1 protein-coding gene is annotated in these 632 nt (G+C 54.1%); it reads left to right on the top strand.

Annotated elements, in window-relative coordinates; all coding sequences use genetic code 11:
- The coding region (locus tag ABD836_RS19415; protein ID WP_344939319.1) for a thrombospondin type 3 repeat-containing protein at positions 1 to 632 on the top strand (632 nt) is incomplete at both ends.

Raw genomic sequence — 632 nt, 5'->3', positions numbered from 1 at the left:
CTTTAGCCACCTTTGCGCGCAACGCAAACAATGATGGCGAGCGCGACATCATTAGTAACGAAGCCGCAATAGCACACCTTGACGCCAGCGAAACTGATATCGCCGACGGCCAGTACGACTATGACAGCGGCAAAGACGACGACAACGACGGCGTCAACAATCCCGTCGATCAGTGCCCTAACACCCCGACTGGCGCAGTGGTAAATGCCAATGGCTGTGTTGACCAAGTCGACGAAGCTCAAGACAACGACAACGACGGCATTATTAATAGCGACGATAACTGCCCCGACACCGCCAACGCCGACCAACTGGATTTAGACGGCGACCTGCGCGGTGACGCCTGCGATGCCGACGCCGATGGCGACGGCATTGTGAATGAAGACGAAACAGAAACTGACCCCTTGAATGCGGATTCAGACAGCGATGGGGTTAACGACGGTACCGACAACTGCCCCATCACGGCAAACGCATTGCAAACCGACACTGATGCCGACGGCATGGGTGACGCCTGTGATGACGATATTGATAATGACGGCGTAAATAATAACGATGACGCCTTCCCAAACGATCCGAATGAAACCAAAGATAACGACCTCGACAACATCGGCGACAATGCTGACGACGACGATGAT

It is taken from the genome of Zhongshania borealis (assembly GCF_039539625.1).
Lineage (GTDB): Bacteria > Pseudomonadota > Gammaproteobacteria > Pseudomonadales > Spongiibacteraceae > Spongiibacter > Spongiibacter borealis.
This window is presented reverse-complemented; position numbering and strand designations above follow the sequence as displayed.